General features: G+C 43.2%; 18 protein-coding genes. 12 read left to right on the plus strand and 6 right to left on the minus strand.

Annotated elements, in window-relative coordinates:
• Positions 1 to 338 precede the first annotated feature (338 nt).
• Positions 339 to 1,844: a PepSY-associated TM helix domain-containing protein gene (locus tag ACQKCP_RS02670; RefSeq protein WP_427611169.1), complete on the plus strand. Its 1,506-nt coding sequence runs from the start codon at positions 339 to 341 to the stop codon at positions 1,842 to 1,844.
• Positions 1,845 to 2,045: 201 nt separating this feature from the next.
• Here ACQKCP_RS02670 and ACQKCP_RS02675 read toward each other — a convergent pair whose 3' ends face one another.
• Positions 2,046 to 3,827: a multidrug ABC transporter permease/ATP-binding protein gene (locus tag ACQKCP_RS02675; protein ID WP_427611170.1), complete on the minus strand. Its 1,782-nt coding sequence runs from the start codon at positions 3,825 to 3,827 to the stop codon at positions 2,046 to 2,048.
• A 96-nt stretch (positions 3,828 to 3,923) separates the two neighbouring features.
• Positions 3,924 to 6,233: a TonB-dependent receptor gene (locus ACQKCP_RS02680; protein ID WP_427611171.1), complete on the minus strand. Its 2,310-nt coding sequence runs from the start codon at positions 6,231 to 6,233 to the stop codon at positions 3,924 to 3,926.
• 396 nt (positions 6,234 to 6,629) lie between these two features.
• On the opposite strand from ACQKCP_RS02680, the gene ACQKCP_RS02685 reads away from it, so the two are divergent.
• Genes ACQKCP_RS02685 through ACQKCP_RS02700 form a run of 4 tightly spaced genes read left to right on the plus strand, consistent with a single transcriptional unit; the run spans position 6,630 to position 10,615 of the window.
• Positions 6,630 to 7,946 carry a flavin-containing monooxygenase gene (locus ACQKCP_RS02685; protein ID WP_427611172.1) on the plus strand — a complete coding sequence of 439 codons (1,317 nt, stop codon included), beginning with the start codon at positions 6,630 to 6,632 and terminating at the stop codon, positions 7,944 to 7,946.
• Positions 7,943 to 8,830 (plus strand): bile acid:sodium symporter family protein, encoded by an 888-nt coding sequence (locus ACQKCP_RS02690; RefSeq protein WP_427611173.1) that lies wholly within the window; start codon positions 7,943 to 7,945, stop codon positions 8,828 to 8,830. Before ACQKCP_RS02685 ends, ACQKCP_RS02690 begins: the two co-directional genes overlap by 4 nt.
• Positions 8,823 to 9,785 carry an SDR family oxidoreductase gene (locus tag ACQKCP_RS02695; protein WP_427611174.1) on the plus strand — a complete coding sequence of 321 codons (963 nt, stop codon included), beginning with the start codon at positions 8,823 to 8,825 and terminating at the stop codon, positions 9,783 to 9,785. Before ACQKCP_RS02690 ends, ACQKCP_RS02695 begins: the two co-directional genes overlap by 8 nt.
• A 35-nt stretch (positions 9,786 to 9,820) precedes the next feature.
• The gene (locus ACQKCP_RS02700; RefSeq protein ID WP_427611175.1) at positions 9,821 to 10,615 is read left to right on the plus strand and encodes an SDR family oxidoreductase; all 795 of its coding nucleotides are present in this window, start codon (positions 9,821 to 9,823) and stop codon (positions 10,613 to 10,615) included.
• Positions 10,616 to 10,889: 274 nt separating this feature from the next.
• Here ACQKCP_RS02700 and ACQKCP_RS02705 read toward each other — a convergent pair whose 3' ends face one another.
• The gene (locus ACQKCP_RS02705; protein WP_427611176.1) at positions 10,890 to 11,906 is read right to left on the minus strand and encodes a bile acid:sodium symporter family protein; all 1,017 of its coding nucleotides are present in this window, start codon (positions 11,904 to 11,906) and stop codon (positions 10,890 to 10,892) included.
• Between the two features lie 369 nt (positions 11,907 to 12,275).
• Between ACQKCP_RS02705 and ACQKCP_RS02710 the strand changes: the two genes are divergently transcribed.
• From ACQKCP_RS02710 to ACQKCP_RS02735, 6 genes are all read left to right on the plus strand, one after another.
• Entirely contained in the window at positions 12,276 to 12,746 is a 471-nt protein-coding gene (locus ACQKCP_RS02710) for a MarR family winged helix-turn-helix transcriptional regulator (protein ID WP_427611177.1), read from the plus strand.
• Positions 12,747 to 12,823: 77 nt separating this feature from the next.
• On the plus strand, positions 12,824 to 13,357 hold the full coding sequence (locus ACQKCP_RS02715; protein ID WP_427611178.1) for a hypothetical protein: 534 nt from the start codon (positions 12,824 to 12,826) through the stop codon (positions 13,355 to 13,357).
• Between the two features lie 64 nt (positions 13,358 to 13,421).
• Complete coding sequence (locus ACQKCP_RS02720; RefSeq protein WP_427611179.1) at positions 13,422 to 14,438, plus strand: YHYH protein; 1,017 nt, start codon at positions 13,422 to 13,424, stop codon at positions 14,436 to 14,438.
• Positions 14,425 to 15,255: a hypothetical protein gene (locus ACQKCP_RS02725; protein WP_427611180.1), complete on the plus strand. Its 831-nt coding sequence runs from the start codon at positions 14,425 to 14,427 to the stop codon at positions 15,253 to 15,255. Before ACQKCP_RS02720 ends, ACQKCP_RS02725 begins: the two co-directional genes overlap by 14 nt.
• Positions 15,256 to 15,353: 98 nt before the next feature.
• Positions 15,354 to 16,985: a phosphatase PAP2 family protein gene (locus tag ACQKCP_RS02730; protein ID WP_427611659.1), complete on the plus strand. Its 1,632-nt coding sequence runs from the start codon at positions 15,354 to 15,356 to the stop codon at positions 16,983 to 16,985.
• A gap of 92 nt (positions 16,986 to 17,077) precedes the next feature.
• Positions 17,078 to 17,725 (plus strand): glutathione S-transferase, encoded by a 648-nt coding sequence (locus ACQKCP_RS02735; RefSeq protein WP_427611181.1) that lies wholly within the window; start codon positions 17,078 to 17,080, stop codon positions 17,723 to 17,725.
• Positions 17,726 to 17,772: 47 nt separating this feature from the next.
• On the opposite strand, the gene ACQKCP_RS02740 is transcribed toward ACQKCP_RS02735, so the two are convergent.
• Together ACQKCP_RS02740 and ACQKCP_RS02745 are read right to left on the minus strand one after the other, a co-directional pair.
• Entirely contained in the window at positions 17,773 to 18,072 is a 300-nt protein-coding gene (locus tag ACQKCP_RS02740; RefSeq protein ID WP_057759939.1) for a hypothetical protein, read from the minus strand.
• A gap of 528 nt (positions 18,073 to 18,600) precedes the next feature.
• Entirely contained in the window at positions 18,601 to 18,729 is a 129-nt protein-coding gene (locus ACQKCP_RS02745) for a hypothetical protein (protein WP_427611182.1), read from the minus strand.
• A 389-nt stretch (positions 18,730 to 19,118) separates the two neighbouring features.
• Between ACQKCP_RS02745 and ACQKCP_RS02750 the strand changes: the two genes are divergently transcribed.
• The gene (locus tag ACQKCP_RS02750; RefSeq protein ID WP_427611183.1) at positions 19,119 to 19,856 is read left to right on the plus strand and encodes a hypothetical protein; all 738 of its coding nucleotides are present in this window, start codon (positions 19,119 to 19,121) and stop codon (positions 19,854 to 19,856) included.
• Here the strand turns inward: ACQKCP_RS02750 and ACQKCP_RS02755 are convergent.
• Complete coding sequence (locus ACQKCP_RS02755; RefSeq protein WP_427611184.1) at positions 19,837 to 20,253, minus strand: hypothetical protein; 417 nt, start codon at positions 20,251 to 20,253, stop codon at positions 19,837 to 19,839. The genes ACQKCP_RS02750 and ACQKCP_RS02755 overlap by 20 nt on opposite strands.
• Positions 20,254 to 20,296 lie beyond the last annotated feature (43 nt).

The following is a 20,296-nucleotide window of genomic DNA, read 5'->3' on the forward strand; positions in this document are numbered from 1 at the left end:
AACGAGACAGTTTTGAGAAGTATTTGCAGAACTTAAAAAGGTAGAGACGCAGTATTGCAAATGAAGCAGTATTGTGAATAGAGCCATGCAGACTTACCGTTTTGAACGATGTATTTTAAACGATGGTTTTTGTCAGGCTTTTCTCGTATTATGCAGCAGCATTCTAAATACAATTATTTACAGTAGAATTTTTACATCGCTGTATCGACGTCACTGTACGGCTTTATTCTAGCTCGCTTTGAGACTCTTTAAGATTTGTCTTGCAAGCAGATATACCATTATTATCGATAGGTTTACGTTGTTTATTGAGCAACCAAAGATTGTTTAAGGTCACATTTATGGACACACCCTCCAACCAATCCACCAATAACCAGCGCTATTTTACAGTGTGGCGTTGGCATTTTTATGCAGGTATTTTTATTGCTCCTTTTTTAGTTGTTTTAGCGATAACGGCGCTCGGTATGCTGTTTATGTCCAACACAGTAGGACGTGACAACGATCGCTTAACAGTTGTCGTGCCAGAGTCTACGGTTCAATCACCTGTCTCTACTCAAGCAAAGAACGCGCTGAGCACTTTGCCTGATAGCACACTGGTTAAATATATCGCTCCTCGTGATACTGATACGGTGGCTTTATTTCAGATAAAATCAGACGACCAAAGCAATATGGTGGCAGTCAATCCCTATACGGCTGATATCGTCCAAAGTGTGCCTACCAGTAGTGGTCTTTATAGTACGTTTAACGATATTCACAGTGATTTGCTGATCGGCAAAGTCGGTGATTATTTGTTAGAAACGGCAGCCTCATTGACTATTTTGATGATTTTGTCTGGTTGGTATCTGTGGTGGCAAAAACGTAAATCAGTCAAAGCGATGCTGATACCTAGTGAAAGGGCGCCCAATAAGAAAAAACGCTCTTTTATCCGTACGATTCATGCGACATTGGGCAGTTGGATATCTGTGCTGCTACTGTTTTTCTGTATATCGGGCATGGCATGGGCAGGTGTGTGGGGTGAGAGAGTGGTGCAAGCATGGAGCCAGTTCCCTGCGGGTAAGTGGGGCGTTGCACCTGTTCCTGTATCGATTGATCACAGTCAACATGCTGCTATGCAAGAGTCTACACCAGCGCCGCATGTACATGGTGCGGCAGCATCTGAGGCGCATACTGATGCACCCACACATGGCAGTGCTCTCAACTCAAGCGACACCAAAGAAGTTCCTTGGGTACTTGAGCTGACGCCAATGCCTGTATCAGGCACGACCAAGGGCAAAGATGGTATCGCTGCCAGTATCCCGATTATGATTGATACAGTGGATCGCTACGCTCGTGAAATCGGTTTTGTAGGGCGTTATCAATTGAACCTACCACAAGGTAGTACAGGCGTCTGGACTATTAGCCAAGATTCAATGAGCTATGATATGAAAAGTCCGACAGCAGATCGTACGGTACATATCGACCGTTATTCGGGTAATGTCTTAGCTGATATTCATTTTGATGACTATAATGCGTTTGGTAAATTCATGGCGGCTGGTATCGCGCTGCATATGGGCACGCTCGGATGGTGGAGCGTACTGGCTAATGTACTATTTTGCCTAGCAGTAATCGCTATTTGTGTCAGTGGCTATATCATGTGGTGGCAACGTCGCCCTCGTCAGGCGAGTGATAGCGTGGGATTAAACCCACCAGCTCGCGGCTTGAATGTTTCCGTCTGGTGGCCGCTTGCTATTCCTTTATTAATTGTGGCTATCATATTCCCGACTGCTATTATCGCGATTATAGCTATCGCGCTATTAGACTTCTTGGTGATTTCTCGAGTTGGGTTGTTGCAGAAGTTGTTAAAATAAGCGAAAGGTAAGATATCGTTGTTCTCGATATAGCAAAGGAGCGTCTTGTAGTAAGGCGCTCCTTTTTTTGCTTAAAAATTGCTGATTTTAAGAACGGATTATTTCGAAAACTGCTCAGATTAACTGCTACTTAGCTTAAAGTTGATCAAACGTTTTATGGGTTTGAAATAGCTCGGTTCATGCTAGTAGTTAAAGCATTGCTTACTTGAGCATAGCAATGGCATCTTTGCTGGCACGCTGTCGCTCTTCGGCATTTAGCTCAATGAGACGGCCTTCTTTCATTAGTAATAATCGATCAGCATGTTCAAAATAACCGTCATCGTGACTGATGATAAACAGTGTCTTACCCATGGCTTTTAGCTCAGGGATGAGCGTTTGGTAAAACACGCGACGAAAAGCAGGGTCTTGGTCGGCTGCCCACTCATCGAGCAGTAATATATCCTTTTGTTCGGCGACAGCGATTAGCATGGCCAAGCGTTTGCGTTGACCCTGTGATAATTTATCTGTAGAGAGTTTATGGTCAGACACACTTACTTTTTCTTGTAGATTGAGCTTATGCAGCCAATCAGATATTAGGGTTGCATCAGGTTTATTACCCTGATATCCAATCAACTGCTTAAATAAATGCTGGTCGCTAAAAATCGCAGAAAATAGCTGTCTAAAATCGGCATTGTTCTCTGAATTAACGCTCTGTCCATCGACTTGTACCGTCCCTGTAGTGGGGGTGAAGATACCAGTAATGATTTTGGCAAGGGTGGATTTACCGCTACCATTCGCACCGATTAAGAAAACCACGTCACCTCGTTGCAAGGTTAAATTGACGGACTTTAAGATGTTATTGGTAGGGTTTTGATTGCTATCACTATTATCACTGTTATCGCTATTTTGAGCATTATCATTAACCGCTGTGTCTGGTGCATTACTATTATGACTACTACTGCCTACATAGCGATAATTGATATTATCCAGAGTTATGGACTGCCAGTTCTGTGCAACAGTATCTGTCGCAAAGCTTGACTGATGCTCGGCCAATTCTAAAGACTGTATCTTTTCTAGTGCAACTTGAGCGGTCTGCAATGTTGGGTAAGCGCCAACCGCATGTAGGAGTGGCGACTGCATAAACAAAATCGTCAAAGAAAAGGTAGTGGCAACTCCCATCGGTATATCTAGATAATTGGCCACTGCAAACACGATACCAATCGATGCGAACATCATAATATTAGACCAGTTCACCGCTGATAAATGAAAAGTATCAGACTTGGTCACGGTCTTTTCGTATGATTTGGCATGAGCCAAAAAATCATCTGTATACAGTTTTTCTGCTCGGTGTTGGTTAAGTGCCAACTCTTTGCGACCTTCTATTATCGATTGATAATCTTGATATAACGCGTCATTAATCTCTCTCAACTCGGTCAAATGGGTATAAACATGCTTGACCAAAATGGTACTTATCCAAATCGTCATCACAATCCAAAACATGACAATGAACAATAATGGCAACGACAGCCAGCCCAGATATAGCCCAACGCCAACAGACAAAATAATACCTTGTACCAGCTCTGGCATACGGACAAAAGCAACGGTAATCGATTGAATATCTGAAGACAAGCTGGCAAGTAAGCGTGCACTACCCAAATGATCTATTTGAGGAACGGTGGTATCGATGATTTGTTTGACCAATTTGGTTCTAAGCTCATAGACAAATCGATGCCCCAATCGAGTTAAGGCATATTGCGATAAAAATGTCGTCACTAGCAGTAATAGTACCAGCAGTGAAAACTGCCCCAAGCTGAGCCAAGATAAAGTATCGAATACTGGCTGACTGATAAAGGTGTGATTGATATAGGCAATTATACCGACACTGACAGCGGCATTGACCAAATTTAGCAGAATGACTTTGAGAAAAGGCAGACGATAATTCGTCCAAATCATATGATATAAAGAAGCAGTCGTACGAGAAGACGCTGTGGTATGAGAAGACATAGTAACTCAGTAATAAAATAAATTTTTGATAGCAGAAAAGGGAGTAGGTCGCGCCTAATCCCTTTTATTGAACCTAATAAAGCCTACTAATAAAGCTTAAAAATCGAACGTTGCCGATACTTTTAAGGCCGTTGGTTCACCTGCATTTAGATAGCCATAGCCTGGTAATCCACCTACAGATTGCCAGTAGTCTTCACCTGTGACATTGGTCACCATACCTTTTAGAGTAACGTCTTGTCCTGCCAGCATAGTGCGATAGCGAGCACCTAAATCTAGGGTAGTATAGCCATCAACTTTTAAGGTATTGGCAGCATCAGCATAACGTGCACCTGTATGGATAATATCGCCTGTTAAAGTTAATCCTTCCACTGCGGACAAATCATACTCTAGGTTGACATTGCTCTGTAAAGTAGGCAGGCCAATAACGCTATTGCCATCTAATGCACTATCACCAGTGTCTTTTTGCTTAGCACTTAAGTAAGTAACACCAGCATTGAGGCGCATGTTTTCACTTGGGCTACCAAAGACAGTCAGCTCAGCACCTTGATGACGGTTCTCGCCAGTCGCGGTAAACGTATTATTGTCATCGATATAAGCACGCGGCTCATCAGTATGGAATATGGCAAAACTGCTACCAATCACACCATTGTCGTATTTCACGCCCAGCTCAGTTTGTTTGCTTACATAGGGATCTAGGTTTTGTCCTGCATTGGTTATGGCATTGCCAGAATTATCAACCAATGGTGCAGCGGCACCTTTGGCAAGACTTTCAATATAGTTGCCATATACAGACCAGTCCATCGTTGGCTGATAAACGATACCAACGCTTGGTGTCCATGCGCTTTCATCATAGTCAGCTGTTTTGGCTTGGGTATTGTAGTCGTAGCTGGTCGTTTTGATATTCTGATGACGTACGCCTACCGTAGTTTTTAGCTTATCGTTGAACAGTGAGAACGTGTCTGCAAACGCAAAACTCTGTAATTGAGTTTCACTCGTTCGCTTAGGATCATCAAAACGTCCGCCAAAGAAAGCGGTATCTGACCACATATTGTCATAATCTGTCGGGCGGTACAAATTGGTCGCGAGTTGGTTACCAAAGTCAAAAGCGTAAGCGCCTTTTTCCTCTTGATCATAAAGATCAGCGGCTAGTACCCAGTTGTGCTCAATCTTACCTGTCTGCCATTGACCACGCAGACCAAGCTCAGCACTTTGGACTTTATCTTCTCGAACATTGTCAAAGCGATAGGTTGAGCCAGTGCCATCTGCGTCAGATACTGTAAGGTTGGCTAACGAGTTGTCCTCATCACCATGTCTGATACCGTAGGCACCATAACCAGTAATATTGTCATTAAAATCATATTCTCCGCGAATCGTACCAAAGACATCCTCCTCGTTTGAATAACTCCAAGGCTGCGCCCAGTTTTTTGAGCCGTCTGGTGCTTTTGGTACATGAGAGACACCAGCAAGCGTTACACTAGGACGAGTCTCTGATAGTTTGTTGTCTTGCCAGCCTAAATCAGCCGATAGACGATATTGATCTCCTCTATAGTCTAAACCAAGGGCAGCCAAACCCAAGGTCGACGACTCATCATCGATAGCGCTGTCACCATCTTGATAAGCAGCATTAAAACGAACACCAATAGCATCATCGCTACCGAAGCGATCACTGACATCTACTGCGACCTTACCTTGGTCGCCTTGACCATAACCAAGCGTTAGCTGACGTAGTGGCTCATTATCCGCTCGTTTGGGTAGCAGGTTGATAGTACCGCCTGCGTTACCACCACTCGGTGCCGCGCCATTTAACATCGCTGAGGCACCGCGCTGTACTTCGACGCGCTCGAACAATTCTGTTGCGATATATTGTCTAGGTAGTATGCCGTATAGACCATTGAACATCGTATCGTCTGAGGTGGTCACAAACCCACGCATAAAATACGCTTCTTGAAAGTTACCGAAACCTCTAGCCACACGTACAGTAGAATCTTTTTTGAGTAGATCGCCCACACTTTGCGCTTGCTGATTGGCAATATATTCATTGGTATATGAGGTGGTAGAGAACGGCGTGTCCATAATGTCTTGATTGCCCAAGAGTCCGACGCGGCTGCCTGTCGCTACCTGTCCACCTTCATAGGCGCTAGGTAACCCATCTGCTGACGCATCAGCACTACTGGTTACGACGATAGTATCAAGTACCACATTAGGAGTGGTTTGAGCATCTACATCATCTACTAGCGCCCATACCGAGTGACTTGTGGTTAGTATGATGACTGAACATAGTGATTTTAGAGGTAGCGATTTCGTCGATACTAAGCGTGAAGGTATGGATTCTAATCGTAGAGAAGCGCCAGACACATTCAGAGAGTTAAGACGAAACAAAGCAGCAGATAAGCGAGACAGTTGCATGAGTATTTCCAGCATGTAATTTAAATCGTTATTATAATGATAATCATTTCTATTACAATGAATTACTGAGTCAATTTTAAATATACTAGCTCGAGTAAAGTACGGCTGTTGCTCGATAAGGTGCTAATAGCATCATCTATAAATAGGGAAGTGCTTTTATATTTGGGAGTAGGGTGGGCTGTATAGAGAGAGCAAAAAGGAAGTACAAAGCAGATGATTGGTTTATCTATTATAAGTAGTCTGTATGAACAATTTATTCATTTGAGCCAGTTCATGTATCAATGTATGCTATTGTTTTATCAGGGGCAAGGAGTACGCTGGTATCGCCCACCAGAGGTGCAGTCAAACGGAATTGACTGATTTACATAATTGAAATGGATTTTAAAGGTGGCGCTTATGTACGCAGTAATTGGAGCAGGTCCAATGGGGCTCGCTGCAGCCCGAAATTTACAAAAACTCAATATTCCTTTTATCGGCTTTGAGCTACATACAGATGTAGGAGGGCTATGGGATATCGACAATCCGCACAGTACCATGTATGAAAGTGCCCATTTGATTTCGTCCAAGCGTATGACGGAGTTCAAAGAGTTTCCTATGAGTGACTCAGTTGCGGCGTATCCTCATCATACCCAGCTCCGTCAGTACTTCCGCGACTTTTCAGATACGTTCAATCTAAAATCACATTATGAATTCTCCACGCGCGTGGTCAGCATGGTGCCTGAAGGCGACGGTTGGCGCTTAGTCAGTGAGTGCAATGGCCAAAAGCAATCGCGACTGTTTGATGGTGTGCTCATGGCAAATGGTACTTTGCACACCCCCAATATCCCAAGCTTGCCGGGTACGTTTGCCGGCACGTTGATGCATTCCTCTGAATATCGTAGCCCGTCAGTGTTTAATGACAAACGTGTGTTGATCGTTGGCTGTGGTAACTCGGGCGCTGATATTGCAGTTGATGCGGTGCATCATGCCAAATCAGTAGATATCAGTCTGCGCCGTGGTTATTACTTTCTGCCCAAATTTATCAAGGGTCAGCCGATCGACACACTAGGCGGGAAACTAAAGTTACCGCGTCCAGTTAAGCAGCGCATGGATGCAGCGATGATTCGTATGGTCATCGGTAAACCTTCTGATTATGGATTGCCAAACCCAAACTATCGCATGTACGAATCACATCCTGTGGTCAATTCATTGGTATTACATCATTTGGGTCATGGCGATATTAAGGCGCGCCGTGATATTCGCCGCATCGATGGTCATACGGTGACCTTTAGTGATGGAGAAAGTCATGATTATGATTTGATTCTGATGGCGACTGGGTATTTACTAAATTATCCATTTATTGAGCGCGCACAGCTTAATTGGCCTGCCAATCATGACGCTCCCCAGCTTTATATGAATGTCTTTCATCCTAAGCATGATAATTTATTTATGATGGGTATGGTTGAGGCAGCAGGATTAGGTTGGGAAGGTCGAAATCAACAAGCGCGGCTTGTCGCACTATATATTCAGCAGCGTCAGAAAAATACAGCAGCCGTTAAACAGTTCAATAAAGTGAAACGCAAGCGTGCTGGCAAAACGCTCAATGGTGGCTATGATTATATTAAGCTTGCACGTATGGCATATTACGTGAATAAAGATGAATACTTAGAGACGCTGTCCAAGCATATTGCTGAGCTCGAAACAGAGCAGCCTGTATTGGCATCAAAAGTATGATAGCGGCAGTGGCGTTTGAGCCACGGAGTTTGATTCTGCTCAATCTCATTTTGGCGCTAATGATGTTTGGCGTGTCATTGAGTTTACGTCTCGAAGATTTTAAGCGTATCGTTTTGTCTCCCATTGCGCCGATAGCGGGTCTGTTCGCTCAGTTCTTTCTACTGCCCTTAGCCACGTGTCTGTTTACATGGGCATTGAATATCGATCCTGAGTTGGCGCTAGGAATGATTTTGGTCGCGTCTTGCCCAGGTGGTAGTTTTTCTAACATTATGACTTGGCTGGCACGCGGTAATGTCGCGGTGTCAGTCAGTATGACAGCGGTATCAAGTCTCGCTGCGGCTATATTAACACCAGTCAATTTTGCCTTTTATGGTTGGCTCAACCCACATACGCGTGAGTATCTGACAAAGATAACGATTGAGCCTAATAGTATTCTGATACTGGTTCTATTAGTGTTAGCGTTACCTTTAGTGCTAGGAATGGTAACGGGGCGACGCTTGCCAGATCTGGTCGTGCGTATCCAAAAACCGCTACGTATTTTCTCCCTACTCGTGCTGATGGCTTTTGTGGCAATCGCTTTTTCTAGCAATTTTGCGCTATTTTTAGAGCGTTTTCATAGCTTTTTCTGGCTGGTCGTTGGTCATAACTTATTGGCACTTGCGTTAGGTTATGGCATGGGGCTGATGCTCAAGTTGCCAGTCGCGGATCGGCGCGCGGTGACTTTGGAAGTAGGAATACAAAACTCAGGGCTAGGACTGGTTATTTTATTTACTTTTTTCCCAGAGGCAGGCGGCATGATGCTGATCACAGCATTCTGGGGCGTATGGCATTTGGTGTCAGGACTGACACTTTCACAAATTTGGGCACGGATACCCTATGAATAAAAGCGTAATCAATAAAAGCATAGTGAATAAACGTATATTAATCACTGGTGCCGCAGGTTACATCGGCCATCAGTTGGGCAATCGTCTGGCTGCTCATTATCATGTCGTCGGCACAGATATTCGCAAGCGCGATGATCTAGACTTTCCAATTCACGTATTAGATGTGCGCGATGAGGGTTTGGCAACGCTACTAAAAGAAGAGGGCATTACCCATGTCGTGCATCTCGCCTCTATCTTGCAAGCGTCAAAAGATCGTGCTCGTGACTATGATATCGATGTCAATGGCACGCGTAACGTACTTGATTGCTGTATCAAAGAAGATGTTGCACATATAACGCTCACCAGCTCGGGTGCTGCCTACGGATATCATGCTGACAATCCTGAATGGATTGATGAGCAAGATGCCCTACGTGGTAATCCTGAGTTTGCTTACTCAGATCACAAAAGACAAGTCGAGGAAATGCTTGCAGAATTCCGCGAGCAGCATCCACAATTACAGCAGCTGATTTTTCGACCTGGCACAGTACTAGGCGCTGATACGCGCAATCAAATTTCCAGTCTGTTTATGGCACCGCGCGTGCTTGCGCTCAAAGGTAGTGAGTCGCCTTTTGTGTTTATTTGGGATCAAGACGTGATCGGCGCTATGGAAATGGGGATTCGCGAGGATAAATCTGGTATCTATAACATGGCGGGCGATGGCGCACTGACGATGAGGGATATCGCAAACCGACTTAACAAACCGCTATTGACCCTGCCAGTGGGTTTGGTTAAAGCTGTCTTACAAGTGGCAAAATGGGGTGGCAAACCAACGGGACCAGAACAGGTTAATTTTTTGCGTTATCGCCCAGTACTGAGTAATAGGCGACTCAAAGAAGAGTTTGGTTATTGTTTAGAAAAAACGTCTGCCGAAACCTTCGAGTACTTCATCGAATGCAATGGATTGCGTAAACCTTGATAGGGAGAAAATCATTAATGCAATCAATGCAATCAATGTCATCAATAAATGTTACTTTAATCACTGGTGCTGCATCAGGACTTGGTTGGGCGATGGCACGGCACTGGTATGACGCTGGGCATCACTTAGTACTCGCTGATATAGATGAGCAAGCGCTGATCGCCCGCGCTCGTGAGTTAGAAGATTCTGCTAGAGTCATGACAGTCGTCACTGATATCACTCAAATTGATGATATTGCTAGCCTTATTGAGCAAGTTAGCGAGCGCTTTGGCCGTCTTGATCTATTGGTGAACAATGCTGGGATTACCCATCGATCACCAGCATATCAGACTGATCCTGCGGTGTTTCGCAAAGTCATGGCGGTAGATTGGCAAGGAGCAGTGGAGCTGACCATGGCTGCGCTACCGATGCTACGAGAATCTAAAGGTCAAATTATCTGTATCGGCTCAATGGCTGGCTGGATGCCAGTTCCTGGACGGGCAGCGTATTGTGCGGCAAAAGGTGCACTGACCCAGTTCTTTGAAGTATTGCGCTTGGAGCTAGAGTCTGAGGGGATACATATCCTTATGGTCTATCCTAGCTTTCTTGATACACCTATCGAGAACCACGCGCTCGGCCGTGATGGTAGTATCGCAAAGCATCCACGCTCAATGATCGGTAATATGCGTAGTGCTGAGTGGATGGCCGAACAGATCGATCAAGGTTTGCAGCGGCGCAAACGTTGGATATTGCCGGACCCTCTCTCACGCTTTGGCAGTTTACTGTGGCGTATTGCGCCAGCTTTATACTTGCGTCAGGTGCGTAAACGTTTTGGAAATGAGTTACGGTAGATTGCGTAAGAACCTAGAAGAGAGGCTAGTAGTTCATGCAAATTATCGATAGTGTTATGCTAAAAACACTATGTTGGAGAGCGCTATATTTGAAGGTGCTTTATTAGAAAACACTATGTTAAAAATCACTATGTTAAAAGTCTCTGTATTAGAAGGTACTTTATTAGAAAACGCTATGCTAGAAACAATAATCTAGCATAGCGTTTTAACTCATAGCGTTTTAACTTTATTAGCTAGTTCAATATCACCTAGTTCAGTATTATCTTTATTAGTACTAATGATTTCTGATTGGTTTACCAAGCTCCATAGTCTCTTCAGTCTCGATGACGGTAGGATTTTTCGCTTCCTGACGCTTATCCCACCAAGCGAAGATATTGGCCAATATAGAGCCAGAAACAGAGTGCCAAATACAAGCAACGGCGGCAGCGATGGCGGACTCTGCATTGCCAGGGAAAAACTTCGTACTTAAGCCCGTGGCCAGACCTGCATTTTGTACGCCAACCTCGATAGATATGGTGCGTTTTTTGGGTTTGCTCATACCAAATAAGGCCCCTGAGTAGTAGCCCAATATATAGCCGACGATATTGTGTACCGCAATGGCCAAGATAACGACTAGCCCTGACTGCAAGAACTGATCGCCAAATACAGCGGCAACGCCACCGACGATAGCGGCAAAAGCTAATACAGCCACGCCTGGCATCACCGCACGTACATCATTAAACCAGTGTTTGTTTTGAAATAGTATGTTTAACATAGAGCCGATAGCGACTGGCAACAATGTCACTAGGAGCATAAAGCGGAACATACCCCAGCCATCCATCTCTACAGATTGACCAACCAAATAATTTAGCCAAAGTGGCGTCACTAACGGTGCAATGATGGTCGATACGGTGGTCATACCTACCGAAAACGCCACATCACCTTTGGCAAGGTAGCTCATAATGTTTGAAGACACACCACCAGGACAAGTACCAACCAATACTAGACCCAGTGTCAACCCAGGTGATAAATCAAACAATCTAGCCACGCTAATCGCTAAAATCGGCATAATGGTATATTGGATAATTGAACCGATAAAAATATCAAGCGGGCGCTGGGCCAATACCTTATAGTCTTCTTTACCTAACGTCATACCCATTGCGAGCATAATGACACCCAGAACGATGACTTGGGTATCACCTGTCACCCAAGAAAAAGTCGCAGGCTCTATAAATGTCACTGCGGCCGCTAAAATAATAACCAATGCCGTAAATCGACTCAACTGCTGACTTATCATCCTCAAAAACTGCATTTCTCAAATCCTTCTAAGTCTGGAAAATAGTCAAGTATAAGTTCAAAGCCACTGTATTTCCAATGAGTTTGGGCGGTTTTTAGCCAACAATAAGTTGCTATTATGACAACTTTAGATATTTTTCCATTTTTGATACAGAGGGGTTTGTTTGGTGAAAATTACAGATAGCTGACTATATCGTTACCTTTCTTTAAATTCCACAATTTTGGATGCCGTTATAATTCCTTATGATTTAGTTTATGTAATCTACATAACATTTTATTTATGAGATATATGTATAAAGTGCTATGTGGATTAACGTCATTCTTTGCAATGGTGTTACTTAGTTAGTATGCTAACAATTAATATACTAACTAAGTAATATCTAATATGCCTAATCAACCTTATCAGTTTCACTTTTTTTTGCATTGTGGTCATCTCATCGAAGAGCGCCTGCGTACCAAACTGACCCCTTTGGAGATTATGCCGCGTCAAGCACGTGTGTTAGATGCACTCGGAAGAATGGGGCAAGCATCGCAAGTGCAATTGGCTGACGAGTTTGGATTATCTGCTGCAAGCATGAGCACGATGACCGCACGCTTATTGACAGCGGGTTTAATAGAAAAGCGTGTCGATGAGCATGAGCTGCGCAGTAACGTCCTCAAGCTCTCCAAGTACGGGAAAGGTTTATTAACGCAGATTTATGAGGTATGGCGCGAAGTAGATCAAGAGATCTATGAGGCGATAGGGTCTGAAAATGCGACGCAACTTGCAAGAATTACTCATGAGCTACGCAATGCGTTTGGTGGCTTTACACCAGGTGAGAATAGCTCGAATTCAGAAGAACAAGCGCATAGTTAGTTAAGTTCAACACGCCCTAGTATTTTTATAAGAGATTTTTCACCCATTCAGTCTAACCAGTTATCAGGAAATTTACGATGTCGACCTCTATTCAGTCACTTGTTCGATCAAAAAGTATTATCAAACGCCTATCTTTACTGACATTATTAACCACCTCTTCTTATGCCTTCGCACTTGATGTTGATTTTGTGGACAGTAAATGGGATGGTAAGACCATTCCTGAAGGACAACAGTGTCAAAAATTTGATGGAGTTAAACCCGGTACGCCAAAGCTTAGCGTGTCTGGTATTCCAGCAGGGTCAGACAGTGTCGTGTTGGTATATAGCGACCGCGATTCAAAAAAGATGAATAATGGCGGGCATGGCATCATGAGTTACACCTTGGCAAAAGGCGCCAATAAGGTGCAATTACCGATTGTGGCTGGACATACTTATGAGATGCCAAAAGGTTTTGAGATGATAGCAGAGCATCGCGGCGCTGGCTGGGACAAGGAAGGGGCTTATATGCCACCTTGTTCTGGTGGTAGTGGACATGAGTATTACGTCACGGTTCAAACGTATAAAGGTAATAAGGTCACTGCTGAAACCGTATTAGAGCTAGGTAAGTTTTAATCGGCAAAGTGGTATTGGCTATAAAAAAATTTAATCAATTATTCATATAAACAGGACACTATTCATGCAACTTTCTACTGCTAAATTCGGCTTAAGCTGCTTAGCGCTGACACTCGCATCAGGCGGGCTTTTCGCTTGTAGTAGTGACGTGTCGAACACTAGTGAAAGTACGTCTGCCAGTGTATCTAGCAAAAATGCAGACAATGTAATGCCATCGGTACAACCGTCTTATTTTTTGAGTGATGGCTTGGTTGAGCCTATTAGTAAGGTGTCATGCTCATTGTCAGATGGTAGCACTGGTAAATGCTATAAAATTGTTACCGAAAACAAGCCAAGTGACGTTGGTATGGGGCCGTGGTGTCCGAGCAATATTGCAGATGATGCCTCAAAAGGTGGTATTTGGCTAGAAGGCGGCAAAGTCCATGATGTTGATGGTGAGTTCGTTAAAAACTTAGCAGAGTTCTATGGTGACAGTAATTGGAATATGTATAACAAAACCACTGGGGAGATTATAAAAACATCAACGCTTGAGGAATGTGTGGCCGCGGCAGATCCTAGAGTTGGCCCAGAATTCCGTAACTATTGCGTTGAGTGCTTGCCAGAGTACGTAGAAGACTTGACCGATACTTTCTATATACCAGTCACACCAAAAGCCGCAGAAAGTATCACTGAGTTCGGTGGCCCAGGCCCTCAATCTAGAGGTCCATCGGTACGCGGTATTGCCTTTAATGGTGTACGTTTTGATGCGCCCGCACCTGTCAGTAATATCTTAGGCGCTTATACGCTTGCGCCGTTTGACGATGCTGGTGGGCATATCAATTCTCATGAAGGTTACCATTATCACGCTGCCACTGGACTAACGACTAAGATTGAACAAGACGACGGTCATGCGCCAATGATAGGTTATGCACTTGATGGTTATGGCATATATGCTAATACTGATGTAGAGGGTAATGAATATACCGATCTGGATGAAGCACGTGGTCATTATGATGACGTGAGAGGGTATCATTATCATGTGGACAAAGCAGGCAATAACAACTTCATAAACGGACTGCGTGGTGTGTATGCTGAAGACTAGTTTGTCATCAACGACGGTTGCGTGCTTAGCTGCATTTGGACTGAGTATCGTGAGCGTCAATGCGACTGCCCACAACCCCAATACCTCGGCTTTTATACTGTCGAAAGCGGCTGATGGCAAATATTTGGTGCGTCTAGATGGTGCTTTGACTGGAGTAGAGGCGCAAATTAACGAAACGTACTCGACCAACGCGTATAAAACGGCGGAGGAGTTTCAGCAGTTAGCCAATGAGCACTTTGTTAAGTCATTGACTTTATCTATCAATAACCAGCTCATTAAAGTAGTGAACCCAAATGTACAGCTGGGCCACGGCACACAGTTCTCTGCCGAGGCGCAGGGTATTAGCGATACGGTCGAATCTATTGATTTGACCAATACGTTCTTTAAAGACTTGCATGGCAACCGAATGACGGTCGTATTGCTGTCTGACCAATTTCCAAAGACGCAATATACGCTTAGTGATAGCAATGAGCATCATTTAAGTTTACAGTTGGTTGACGGTCAGTGGCAACAAAATAACAGCGATGTACTGCCTATGACAGCTGATGATACTCAACCGCATACTCATGATGGAAGTGGTCAAGAGGTGGTATATCATCATGACGAAGGCGGCCATGACGTAGATAATCATTCACATGAATCTGCTGATGATCTAGCACTAGATAGTGTTTTAAATACTGATAAAATAAAATTAGCAAGCACGCCGACATTGGCTGCAGCAGACAAGAGCTTGTTTGGTTCTATCTATGTATTGGGTATTGGTGCTGTAATAGCATTGCTGATAGGTGCAAGGTGGTTTTTTAAGAAGAAACAGTAGTAGCATGGCGCGTGGTGTCAATCTAGACATCACGCCCAGAGCTTTTCTCAAACAATATAAACAGGTCAGCATATTTCAAGGCTATTTCATTGAACACTGTGTCTACGCATCTTTTGTCTACGAATCGTGCGCCATCAAAATCAACACGTTTTAGACATCTGGCTCTTGCGTTAGCGATATTTTATCTGCTCTACAACTTAACGACTTTTTATAGTGTCTCCCTGTATAAACTTTATCCATCGAAAGTTCATAACCTAGCCACGCCATTTGACAGCATAATTCCTTTCATTCCCGCTATGATTGTTCCTTATAGCTGGTCATTGATTCTATTTGTGGCTAGTTTTTTCTTAGTGCGGACGTCTGCGCAATTATCTTTATTGACCTATCGGCTAATCTTAGCGACCATTTTTGCCTGTTTAGTTTTCTATTTTTATCCCGCTCGTTTCTCATTCAGTCGGCCAATACCTGATGATTGGACGCAATTTGGCTATCAGTTTTTGCAATTGATGGACAAGCCATTTAATCAGTTGCCATCATTGCATGTCAGCTATGCCATGTTGCTTGGCGTATCTTTATGGGATGTTGTAGCGTCTAGAAAGAGATGGATTTCAGCGGCTTATCGACTGTTGCTTACTGGCATATGTACATTGATTGCCCTGTCGACAGTGTTGACGTATCAACATCATTTGTTAGATATGTTAGGCGGGGTAGTGTTAGCCGTTACGGTGTTTATACTCTCAAATCGAATTCGTAATGCATTGGTAATCAAGCATCTGACACTGGGTGTAATAGGGTTTTTATTGATAGCGATAGCAGGGTTTTACTTTGCTAATATGAGTATGATAGCGTCTAAAGTTGTAGGAAATTTAGCTATCATCATTGCTGCATATTGGCTGATCAGTTTTACGATGTTGGCTTGTGCCTATCAACAGGACAAGCCAATACTGGATACACGCTGGTTCCAAAAATCCAGTAACGGCCGACTGACCTTACATACTTGGATTAAGTTTGCACCAATCATTATTATTTATAATGGCATGTCATTTTTAGGGCAGTGGTATTTTAAAGTTTTCTCCAAAAGTCAAAAGTATCCACTCACGCCGTATGCTATTAATGGCAAGGTCAAAGTTGTTGCTTCACCTCGATTAATGCAGACGGATCTAAGTAGTCATTTAACGTATTGGTTGTTTGGCTCCAGCTCATTAGAATGGTTAAGTCCGTTAGAAAGTAATCGGCCTGCAGTTCGCTATCAGATAATTGTTGTTGATTTGGCGGCTGAGATATCTACCCACGCCCATAATCTTAGAATAGCTGCTAATGGCATTATGAATACGACAGTTCATTACTTGTATTTACCTTTGTTGGATTTGCAGCCGTTAAATGATGTATTGCTCCAAGACTATATTAATCTATTTAAACAAATTGATGCGTTGATACAATCGGCAGAGACACAAGCGATAACCGCTAATAATGAGAGCTGGGTAGAGGGTAGTCAGGTAAAGGATAGCCTCATCACGCTTATCAATTTCCATTGCGTGATGGGGTTATCACGTAGCATCGGCGTGCAGGTTCTATATTTGCTATATTGTGGTACGCTAACTGTCTATAACTATCGATCGTGGATTGAGCTGCATTATCCGCACGCGCACCTTAAAGATGCTTATCTGCCGCAGTCGTTGGTAGAAGCTATGGCCACTTATAAGTCTGTCACCTATTCAACAGCGTCTTAATAACTATCGATGTCAGTAGGTTTGCGTCTGCTAATTTTTCTTTGTTTGCTTTTTACCTATTGCTTAATTCCTATTCAACTATGGAGGAATCTATGAACACCTCGTTGCCTCGCTTGTACTCTTTTCGTCGCTGTCCTTATGCTATGCGCGCTCGTCTCGGCATCCTATTTGCCGAGCTGTCCGTAGAGCTGCGAGAAATCACGCTAAAGAATAAGCCAGAGCAGATGCTAGCGATTAGTCCAAAAGGCACGGTGCCTGTGTTACAGCTTTCAGATAGATCAGTCATTGAAGAGAGTGCAGAAATCATGATGTGGGCGCTTGAGCAAAACGATCCTCAGGGACTGCTTAATGAAAAGATTTCATCTGAGGCTAATGCACTGATAGCACAAAACGACAATGAGTTTAAGCAGTGGCTCGATCGCTACAAATATGCCGATCGTCACCCTGAGATGACTCAAATAGAATATCGACAAAAAGGTGAAATTTTTCTGCAGGATTTAGAAGCGTTATTGACTAAGAATACGTATCTACTAGGCAATAGCGTGACGGTTGCTGATATCGGTATCATGCCGTTCGTTCGTCAATTTGCCCATGTAGATCGTGATATTTTTTATAGTTTGCCTTACCCGAAATTACAGCTGTGGCTACAACACTGGTTGGAACACCCGTTATTTGTACAAGCCATGACTAAGTTTCAGCCATGGCAGGAAGACGATGAGGTAGTGGTGTTCCCTGCTTAATATAGTTGGTTCTATATAAGCTGTATAGGGTATCGGTCTTGCTTGGTCTATCTCGATTTCACAACGACCACTTTTTGTGCTGGATGTTTGTCTTTAACGACGATTACTTTTTTGGCTTTAGGTTTCGCTTTCGCTACGACAACTTGCTTGGCCTTAGGTTTTGCTTTAACCACGACCACTTGTTTCGCTTTGGGCTTTGCTTTAACGACGACCGCTTGTTTTGTTTGATGTTTGTCTTTGACCACGACAACTTGTTGGGCCGCATTCGCTGGACCGATCATAGCAAAACAAGTAGATACAGCCAATAGTGAGCTGATAGCGATTTTTTTCATGTTGAAGTTTTTCATAGTAAGGTCCTTTTAGGCTGATTATAAGTAAGCGTTTTTATTTAATGGTTAAAGGTATCTGAGTTGAACGTCGCTTTATTGAATAAGTAGATAATAGCGAGTTATAGCGTTACGTACTTTTATGAAAGTTAAAGAAAGGTGACTTTTTCTATCAGATACTGAATTATTAATACAATCTTAGGAGCTTTTTGCTAAGGGTCGGCAGACTAGCAACACTTTAGAGACGATACTTACTCAACTTCATCTGAAGTCGTAGCTATAAAATGAGAGGAATAGTAGTTTTTGCGTGGACTCGAAAGGGTCTAAACGACTAGAAGTAATGAAACACGAAAAGGGGGCGACTTAAGATAAGTCGCCCCTTGTTTAGTAGGTATATTAGACACGTTAATAATTAAGAAAGTTTAGTCATTTTTCAATGAAATAGACTGTTATCAACTCAATATTCATCCAGATCATTGGCTAAAGCAAATAGTGCTCCCCATTTCATAGCGGCTTTCACGATTTACTCTCCTAAATGATTAATGTCGTCTAAACCTTACAAGCCGCACTAGCTTCTTTGGCTTTTTCATAGACAGCTTGAGGGTCTAGACCTAATGCTGCGACATCGTTTAGGTACTTTTTAGTACCCGCTTCTAATGGGCCTTGAGCAGATAGCACTTTAGCCCAATAAGCGGTGATGTAACAAAAACTGTGTGTCGCATAAATACTAAAATTTTAGGCTATTTGCAACGCGGAGTTCAAATGTCAGAGTATGTTACTAAAATCAACTGGGTGAGAGACAGCCATGAAAGCTATATTGATAATAAATATAGCCGAGGGCACGAATGGATCTTTGATAGTGGTGCCGTCGTGCAAGCCTCATTTTCTCCTCACGTTGTTCCGTTGTCTTGTTCTTTTGAGGAGAATGTAGATCCTGAAGAATCTTTCGTAGCGTCTCCTTCAAGCTGTCACATGCTATTCTTTTTATCTATTGCCACCTTGGTAGGCTCGGAATTAAAGAGCAAACGATTACTGGACAAAAGGAAACTCAGTATAGTCGGGTCAAGGTGCCTGCACATTCAAGTTGCAATAATGAGTTTGGTAGCAATTATGAAAGTAGAATACTTAACCTCCTTGATGACCTTGACTCTCTTTACGAAGCTATAAAGTCAGAAGAGGCAGGTCTTCCTATGATGTATGGGCCAGATGAATCGGAAACGGCTATGATTACAACTTGGATGTCAAAAATTTATTATGGTCTATTCTATTATGATTTGATTTCTACGAAAGATGATGGCTGGCGAGAAAGTTGCTCATTCGTTGTGAGGGGAAAAAATTTCGAGTACGTTCGAGCTTCATATAAACATGGCTATGGATTTCAATTGCCATCGAGTCTTTATGTCTTTAAAACAAATAATGCTAATGCAGACCTTGTAACTTTAGTTGAGCCAAGCATTATCTTGCTGAAAATAGGTTCGCTGACTCTTATACTATGCATTTGCGATGGTTACCTCACAAAAAATTATCTTAATGGAGAGGCGCTGGATCGGTTAAGGGGTTGTGTGAGACAAGAGGATGAAAGAGATGCTGAATTTCCATCACATAAAATTGCACTTGGTGAGATAGTTGCACTTAGAAGCTGTATTCCAAAAACACCAAAGTTTATATCAAGCAACAATCAAATTATCAATATGAGCTTATCAACGATGGCGTCCAATCCAAATGATTATTACAAAATTAATAAGCAAGACCTGACCAGTGCGAGAGTAGAGATTCTTCGTGAATTTAACATTTACCTTGGCTAGAAAAGCATATAATAAAATAATCCGGCGAAACGGCTACTGCGGCGCTTTGCTCTTTACAGCCATCTGAAAATGCGAGTGTTACCGCTGACATCTCAATTGTTTGGGCAAGATCCCAGCCGCCTTCAACCCAATCGGTTGCAGAGACACGCACACCCACTGGCTTTTCACTTGAAAACTCAGCCCGAACTGCTTTAAATACGTCAAGTAACAAGCGCATTCTGTTCTCAAGGTTACCGCCGTATTGATCATCACGGTTATTAGAAAGTGGCGATAAAAACTGATGCAATAGATAACCGTGGGCACCGGGAAGTTCAATTAAATCAAGGCCCAGCGCATCGGCGCGTTTTGACACATTCACAAAATCATTTATTAGCGCATCAATATCATTTTGATCCATTGCTGTGGGCACAGTGGAACTTTTGTCATACGCCAGCGCCGAC

It is taken from the genome of Psychrobacter sp. NPDC078631, assembly GCF_050268165.1.
Taxonomy (GTDB): Bacteria; Pseudomonadota; Gammaproteobacteria; order Pseudomonadales; family Moraxellaceae; genus Psychrobacter.